Origin of the sequence: Neisseria sp. HMSC074B07, assembly GCF_001810355.1 — a bacterium.
Taxonomy (GTDB): domain Bacteria; phylum Pseudomonadota; class Gammaproteobacteria; order Burkholderiales; family Neisseriaceae; genus Neisseria.
The window spans coordinates 1-7,888 of sequence record NZ_KV800950.1 but is presented as its reverse complement, the minus strand read 5'-3'; the positions used below and the strand labels follow the sequence as shown (position 1 = coordinate 7,888).

Annotated in this window: 4 protein-coding genes and 3 tRNA genes; 4 read left to right on the top strand and 3 right to left on the bottom strand. The window is 51.2% G+C overall.

Translation table 11 applies throughout. The features are described from left to right. Nucleotides 1-152 precede the first annotated feature (152 nt). A complete protein-coding gene (gene rnr, locus HMPREF2726_RS08075) occupies nucleotides 153-2,642 on the bottom strand; it encodes a ribonuclease R (protein WP_009312142.1) in 2,490 nt (829 codons plus the stop codon). A gap of 93 nt (nucleotides 2,643-2,735) precedes the next feature. Between rnr and HMPREF2726_RS08070 the strand changes: the two genes are divergently transcribed. From HMPREF2726_RS08070 to dnrN, 4 genes are all read left to right on the top strand, one after another. Beyond that, nucleotides 2,736-2,822: transfer RNA gene (locus HMPREF2726_RS08070), tRNA-Leu, on the top strand. Between the two features lie 39 nt (nucleotides 2,823-2,861). After that, nucleotides 2,862-2,948, top strand: a tRNA-Leu gene (locus tag HMPREF2726_RS08065). 93 nt (nucleotides 2,949-3,041) lie between these two features. Next, nucleotides 3,042-3,132: transfer RNA gene (locus tag HMPREF2726_RS08060), tRNA-Ser, on the top strand. A 247-nt stretch (nucleotides 3,133-3,379) separates the two neighbouring features. Further along, on the top strand, nucleotides 3,380-3,853 hold the full coding sequence (gene dnrN / locus HMPREF2726_RS08055) for an iron-sulfur cluster repair protein DnrN (RefSeq protein WP_009312141.1): 474 nt from the start codon (nucleotides 3,380-3,382) through the stop codon (nucleotides 3,851-3,853). A 95-nt stretch (nucleotides 3,854-3,948) separates the two neighbouring features. Here dnrN and HMPREF2726_RS08050 read toward each other — a convergent pair whose 3' ends face one another. Both HMPREF2726_RS08050 and HMPREF2726_RS14435 read right to left on the bottom strand, forming a co-directional pair. After that, entirely contained in the window at nucleotides 3,949-7,350 is a 3,402-nt protein-coding gene (locus tag HMPREF2726_RS08050; RefSeq protein WP_009312140.1) for a TonB-dependent receptor domain-containing protein, read from the bottom strand. Nucleotides 7,351-7,657: 307 nt separating this feature from the next. Next, the coding region (locus HMPREF2726_RS14435; RefSeq protein WP_210399689.1) for a hypothetical protein at nucleotides 7,658-7,888 on the bottom strand (231 nt) is incomplete at its 5' end.

Genomic DNA, 7,888 nt, shown 5'->3' with positions numbered 1-7,888 from the left:
GAAAACTTGGCAACAGGTTTTCAGACGACCTTTTGGGTCTCGGATTAAGGCGAAATGGAACGGTGGTTATGTAGAAATGTAGATGATGAACAACCGCCGTTTTTTATCGCACCTGTCCGTTAAACGGCTTTTGAAGTTAGCCAAAAGACAAACTATTTAGCCTTGCTTCTGCCTTTGCGCTTGGTTGGCGCGGTATCCGAGGTTTTCACCTTGATTTTCACGCTTTTGCTTGGCTTCTTGTCTTTGCGTTTGGCTTTTTCCGTTGCCGTTTTGGCTTTGGCGGTTTTCTTTTTGCCGTTTTCAGACGACGTTGCTGCGCTTTCCGGTTGGGCTTTGCTGCGGCGTTTGGCGGCGGGTTTTTCCTGTTTTACAGGCGTTTTCATCGCGTCGTCGATTTCTTTCGCCGTCAGTTTGTGCTTAGTTTTCGAGCCGGTTTGGGCGGTGGTTTTGGTGCGGCGTTTTTTGTCGCTGCTTCCGCCGCTGATCAAGGTCAGGTCGATTTTGCTGGTGTCCAAATCGGCGCGCGCTACTCGGACGCTGACTTTGTCGCCCATGTTGAAACGGATGCCGCTGCGTTCGCCTTCTATCGCCATGATTTCGGGGCGGAAGTTGAAATAGTCTTCGCCCAAATCGCTGATGTGTACCAAGCCGTCGATGTGGATGCCGTCCAAGGTAACGAAGAGGCCGAAGTTGGTCATGCCGGAGATTTTGCCTTCGAATATTTCGCCGACTTTATCGCGCATGTAATAGGTTTTCAGCCAGTTTTCCACGTCACGGCTGGCATCGTCGGCGCGGCGTTCGCAGAACGAGGTATGTACGCCCAAAGCCTGCCAGCTTTTGCTTGGCGTGTAGGTTTGCTGGTTCAACACGGCTTTGATGGCGCGGTGTACGGTCAGGTCGGGATAGCGGCGGATGGGGGAGGTGAAGTGGGCGTATGCTTCGTAGGCAAGGCCGAAGTGTCCGTCGCAATGCGGTTCGTAAACTGCCTGCTGCATGGAGCGCAGCATCATGACTTGCAGCAATTCGGCATCGGGTCTGTCTTTGAATTGTTCGGCAAGCGCGGCATAGTCTTTCGGTGTCGGGTTGTCGCCGCCGCCCAGTTGCAAACCCAGTAAGCTGAGCTGCTCGCGCAGGGTGGCGAGTTTTTCGGGTGTCGGGCCTAAGTGGTTGCGGAAGAGGGCGGTGTGTTTGTTTTTCATCAGGAACTCTGCCGCGCAAACGTTCGCCGCCAACATGCACTCTTCAATCAGTTTGTGGGCGTCGTTGCGGACAACGGGTACGATTTTTTCGATTTTGCCGTTGTCGTCGAAAAGCATTTGGGTTTCGACGCTTTCAAACTCCACCGCACCGCGTTCGAAGCGTTTTTTCTGAAGGATTTTGAAGAGTTTGTAGAGGGTGTCGATTTGGGCTTTGTGCGGATGGTCGAGGTCGTCTGAAATCCAATCCCAGACTTGGTTGTACGTCAGACGGGCATGGGAACGCATAACCGCAGGGTAGAAGCGGTATTCTTTAATATTGCCCGCGTAAGTGATGACCATGTCGCACACCATGCACAAACGCTCGACATCGGGATTGAGCGAGCAGATGCCGTTCGACAGGTTTTCCGGCAGCATGGGAATCACGCGGCGCGGGAAGTAAACGCTGGTGCTGCGTTCCTGCGCGTCCGTGTCGATAGCGTCATCGGGGCGGACATAATGGCTGACATCGGCAATCGCCACGACCAAACGGTAATTGCGTCCGATTTTTTCGGCAAACACGGCATCGTCGAAATCGCGCGCCGTTTCGCCGTCTATGGTTACCAAAGGTAAATCGCGCAAATCGACGCGGCCTTTCAAATCGCTTTTGCGAACATGGTCGGGGATTTTTTTCGCAGCTTTGGCACACGCTTCGCTGAATTGGTGCGGCAAATGGTGTTTGCGCACGGCGATTTCGATTTCCATACCGCTGTCGGCATAATCGCCTAATACTTCGATGATTTTCGCCACGGCAGGGCGGTTTTGCTCGGGATAAGTCTCGATTTCGCCGACGATGACCTGACCGGATTCGGGTTTGAAATGCGCGACGCTGTCAGGTTCTAAAACGATGCTTTGGTTCAGGCGTTTGTCTTCCGCTTCCAAAATCGCTACGCCGCGATCCATATAGAAACGCCCGACCACTTTGCTTTGCGCGCGTTCGACAATATCTAAAACCGTTCCTTCGCGGCGGCCTTTGCGGTCGATGCCGGCAGGACGGACGGTCACGATGTCGCCGTGCATGATGCCGCGCATTTGGCGTTCATATAAGACAAAATCGCCGTCTTTGGTGGGCGTGAGCGGTACGGCGAAGCCAAAGCCGTCTTTGTGCGCCTCGACACGGCATTTGACCAAATCCAATTTGTCCGCCGCGCAAACCGCACCGCGGCGGTTGATTAAAACCTGACCGTCCCGCGCCATCGCTTTCAGACGACGTTCAAAAAATTCGTACTCTTCTTCCGTAATCGACAACTCGCGTGCCAAGACTTCGATTTTCGACGGCACGCCTTTTTGCTCCAATAATTCAATGATCCACTCCCTGCTTGGCAGCGGATGTTCGTAACGTTGTTTCTCCCGTTTCAAAAACGGGTCTTTTTCTCGTAAATTTAAAGATTTAATATTTTTGTTCATTTTATTGGTTGACATTCTTTTTCTAAAATATATAATGACCGCTTCTTTGCGAAATAGTCAATCACTGTAACGCAAAACAGGAAATAAAGCAAAGCCCAGGTGGCGGAATTGGTAGACGCGCTAGCTTCAGGTGCTAGTGTCCTCACGGGCGTGGAAGTTCGAGTCTTCTCCTGGGCACCAAACCTTTTGGTCGCCGCTTTGCTTATCTCCATCCTGATTGCCCAGGTGGCGGAATTGGTAGACGCGCTAGCTTCAGGTGCTAGTATCCTCACGGGTGTGGAAGTTCGAGTCTTCTCCTGGGCACCAAATCAATTATCCGGCTTATCCGGATTTTTTATTGAATAGATTTATTTGTCTGATTAAGCTACAATATCAGGCAACGAATATGTTTGATTCCACAGAGAGGTGGATGAGTGGTTTAAGTCGCACGCCTGGAAAGCGTGTATACGTGAATAGCGTATCGAGGGTTCGAATCCCTTCCTCTCTGCCAGATTCCAAAAAGCCCGTCTTAATTAAGACGGGCTTTTTTCTTGCCTTCAATTCAGGCGGCAAGCTGCTTCAGTCTCTCTTCAGAAAAGAAATTACTTTTATTCTCAATTTGTTATACATTTCGGCTCCATCTATACAAATCAGTTTTGCAGGTGTATCCTTCACTCCGTTATATACATTCATAAAAAATCCATCTTTAAAAAGGTCGTCTGAATACGCCGGCCTGATACAAATCCAAGGATACTGCCATGACTGATTTTACCGTATGGGAAACCGCGCCGTTTGGTGCAACCATCGACCATATCCTGCAACGCTACCATGATGTACACCGCGGGCAATTTGAAGAGCTGGTTCCGTTGGCTCAAAAAGTCGCGGAAGTTCATGCCGACAGTTTTCCGGCTGAAGTGCCGGGGTTGCTTGCCTATATGCAAAACGAACTGCTGATGCACATGATGAAGGAAGAGCGCATGCTGTTTCCGATGATTAAACAAGGCGTCGGTCGCGGAGCGGCAATGCCCATTAGTGTGATGATGCACGAGCATGAGGAACACGACCAAGCCGTAGCCAAGCTGCTTGAATTGACCAATAATCTGACCGTTCCCGAAAACGCCTGCGGAAGCTGGACGCGTCTGTATACGTTGGCACGCGAAATGGTGGACGATTTGACCAACCATATCCATTTGGAAAATGAAATCCTGTTCCCGCGCGTATTGGCTTCTTAAAAATAGAGCTGGTTCAAAGGTCGTCTGAAAATTGTGTTTCAGACGACCTTAATGTTTTGCCAGTACGCAAAGAGGCTATTTTCTGTTAGAAGAAATTACCATTTCCCTGTCAAACCGATGCGCAGGGTACGGCCTGGGGCGGGCATATAGGAGCGGCTCATGGGGTCGAGGTAATAGCGGTCGGTCAGGTTGCTGCCCGTTAGCTCTGCGCTGAAATGTTTGCTGAATTTGTAACGCACATAGGCATCCACGACAGTAACGGGCTGCCAGTTGGCGTTGCTGTTGTCGCTGTTGAAAGCTTTGCTGTTTGCGCCGTCACGTTGCAGGTAGTATTCGCGCCAGCGGGCGGACGGCTGTTGTTTGTCTTCAACGCGGCTGTGGAAGGTCAGGCGCGAACCGATTTCGAGTTTTTCGTTTAGGAACCTGCCGCCGAGGTTGGCAACGACCGACCAGCGCGGCTGGATGCGGTTGATCAGCCAACCGCTGGCGAAACCGCCGTTTTGACAGTAAGGTACGGGGAAGGTGCGGCCGTGCGAGACGTATTGGTCTACATCATATTGCTGCTCGATGGCGCGGCGGTCGCAGACTTCGTTTTTCATGTTGCGCACGACGGAAAGGTCGCCGAATACTCTGCCGTTGTCGAAGCGGGTTTGGAGTTCCAGTCCGCTGATGACTTGTTTGTCGTAATTGCTGATTTGCCAGGTGGTATAGTTGCGGTCGATGACGTTGTGGGTTTTGTTGTGGAAGTAGGTCAGCCGCACGTCCGCGTAACGCATTTTGGGTAGCAGGCGGGTGAAGTCGTGGCTGAGGGAGATTTCCCAGTTTTTGGCATGTTCGGGTTTGAGCGGGTAGCGGGTGCGGTCGAAGGGGATGCTGAACAGCTTGGCGATGCTGTGGTTGCCGAAACCGAATGTGCCTTCATACATGCTGGGGAAGCGTTTGAATTCGGTGTAACGGGCAAACAGGCGAGTGTAGTCGCCGAGTTTGACGGTGGCGGAGAACATGGGGGCGAAGGCGTGGCCGCTTTTTTTCCATGAGTTGCGCAGTTCTTCTTCGGTCAGGTGCCGGTATTCGGCAACGGGGCTTTTTGCACCGATTAATGTGCCGCCTTGGTATTTGTTTTCGACTTCTCCAGTGGCTTGATTGATGCCTTTTTCGGCAAATTGTTTCAGACGGCCGTCTGAAACGGGGTTTTCGCCGTTTTTCCAATAAATGCAGTTTCCTGCCGCGGGGTCTGTCGTGCAGTCGGTAAGCGGCATATAGCCCTGTTCTATATTGGCGGGCAGTGTGGTTGAATTGTTGTATTCTTCGCTTAAATCGGTCAGCTCTTGCGGCCATGGGATGAAATCAGGGTAGCCGCTTTTCCGCCTTTCCGTTTCTTCGGGCATATTTTCCAACGCCCAGGCGTAATCGGGTACGGGCAGGGTGTTTATCCATGCCCAAAATTTTTGGTCGTATGCATCCCATGCCGCTTGCGTACGCACCACTTCGGGGCTTTCTTCATAGGCTTTCAATGCGGCTTCATATCTGGCTTTCAAATCCATGCGGGCACGGTATTCTTCCGGAGTGGCCAGTCTGCTGCCGATGGCAGCGACATTGCGGCTGTTTTCAGACAATACGTTAAATTCGCCTTCTGCTTCCAAGCGGTCGCGGTGTTTGGACAGATAATCGCGGACGAAGGTATCGGTCATGCGGTAGTCGGTATAGCGGCCGCCGGCGTTCAGTGTCAGCCACGGCGTCGGTTCGTATTTGAAGTTGAAGCCGACATTCCATTCATTGCGTTTTCCTTGGCGCGGCATGGTCATGGCGAAGTTGGAGTTTAAAGTGGTTTCGGGGTCGTCCCACACTAGTTTGCGGTATTCGTCGTGCGGCAGGGCGAGTATCCAGCTGGTGTCGCTGCTGCCTTTGAGTTTTTCGCGTTGGTAATCGCCCGTCAGGGTCAGTTCGAGTGTATCGGCCAGCTTCATGCGGTTGGACAAATTGATGCCCAAGCGGTTGTTTTTGGCGCGGTAGGCGGCAGCGTTGAAGACGGTAAAACGGTTGTTGGTGTTGGGCGGCAGTTTGTCCCATTCGGGTTCTTTGCCTTTGTAATACCAGTCTTCGGCGTATTTTTCGTTGAATATTTTGTCGAGAAACAGGGTGGATGCGGGATAGCCGCCGGTGGAATTGGTTTGCGAATTGTTAAACGTCCCCCAAATCCCCGCCTTCAAATCTATCCAGCGGTTGTTTTCGGGTTTCCATGTGTAGTCGAGGTTGACGGCGGTCTGCTTCACCCATGCCTGCGGCCATTCCGCCATCAGCGTGCCTTTGGTGAGCTTACTCATATCGGTTTGGGCGGAGCCGTCGGATTTGAGTTTGCTGCCGCCGATGTTGCCGAAGAGGATGCTGTACGGCATGATTTCGCCGAAACGGGTGTTGGTATGGCGTATGCCGAGCTGTATTTTTTGGTTGTCGGGCAGTTTGAGCGTGCCTTTGCCCAGCCACGAACGCATATTCAGGGATGTGTTGGCCACTTCGCCGGATGGATGGTAATACGTACCGACATTGGCGGTATATTCCTGAATATCCGTAACTTTTTTGGTAAATTCTTCCTCGGTCATGGAGCTGGCATTGGGGAGGTAGCCGTAGCGTTCCGCCCCCTTGCTGCCGGCAAAGTAATTGCCCTTGTCGCGCCATGCGTAGGCAATCAAGCCGTCAAACACTTCGCCGCGCATACCGGCTGAAATACGGAAGGCGTTGTCTTTAAATAATTTTCCTCGCCCGCCGAAGCGTTGTTTTTGACGGTCGCTATCATCCAGCATAATCGCCCATTCCATGCGGTCAAAAGAATAGGGTTTGGGATAACGGCGGTAGTCCGTACCCCAAGTTTCGGCGTGGGCGTATTCGCGCTGTTTGATGGTATTGTTGCCGGTTTCCATTTTGACTTCCATGCCGAATTTCTGGTCTTTCGGCACGATGTCGTCGATTTCCAGCGTTTTCATGCTGACCGAACCGCCTATGCCGGTGCGGATGTCGCGGTTTGCCGATGCGCCTTTTTCCACATACACGCTGCTGATAAGGTTCGGGTCGATGTAGTTGCGGTTGGATATGCCTTCAAATCCTCGCCATACGCTGATTGCCTGTTCCGTGCCGTCTACCGTTACCGGCACTTTGCCTTCGCCTTGAATGCCGCGTATGTTGGGATCGAGCGCGCCGCTGTTGCGCGCGTCACCGCTGAACACGCCTGCCATACCGCCGATTAAATCAGCCACGCTGCTGCCGCGGTAGGTCTCGATTTCCTGCTTGCCTTTGTACATATTGCTGATGTCACGGCTGTAGACTTGGGTGTAGCCGCTTTTATCCCGGTTGCGATGGGCTTTGACGGTAATGGTATCCATCTGCACGCTTTGGGTGGGGGTAGTATTTTCCGCCCATAACGGCGTATGCCACAGCATACTCAAGAATAAAACCAATATTTTGGGCGTAGAGGGGAATTCGACGGATTTGACAGGTTTCATGATGGATTTTCCTTTGTTCGCAACAGCTTGAAAATAGGCGAAATCTGAAATGCTTCCAGATGGCATCGGAAAATAAAACGCGAACCGAATGTAATGGGGTTGCAGCCAATTGATTAAACGGTTTGTTCGGACCGTTGATATGGATGCGCTTGCTTCACGCAAGGGAAGGGCATTTTGACAAAACAAAAGGAAAATATCCGTAGGTTACCGATTGTGTGGAAAGGAACGGCGGACAAAATACTTTGTTTCTTTAGAGCTGCAAAATAACATAAATTGATTATGATTACTATTTATATAATAATTTTAACTAAAACCCGATAATGTGTAAACAGATGCCAAACAATACAACTTTGGCATTTGGGTACATCGGAAAATCATATTTTTGAGTTTGGACGGACCAGGGTTGTATTGGATTTCGTAAAAAGTTTGCTGAGTTTGAAGTTGATTGAATAATGGCTTGAAGTTGATTTGCCGATATAAAAAGGTCGTCTGAAACCCTGATTTCAGGTTTGAACTGCACCCCAAAAGTTGGACATCC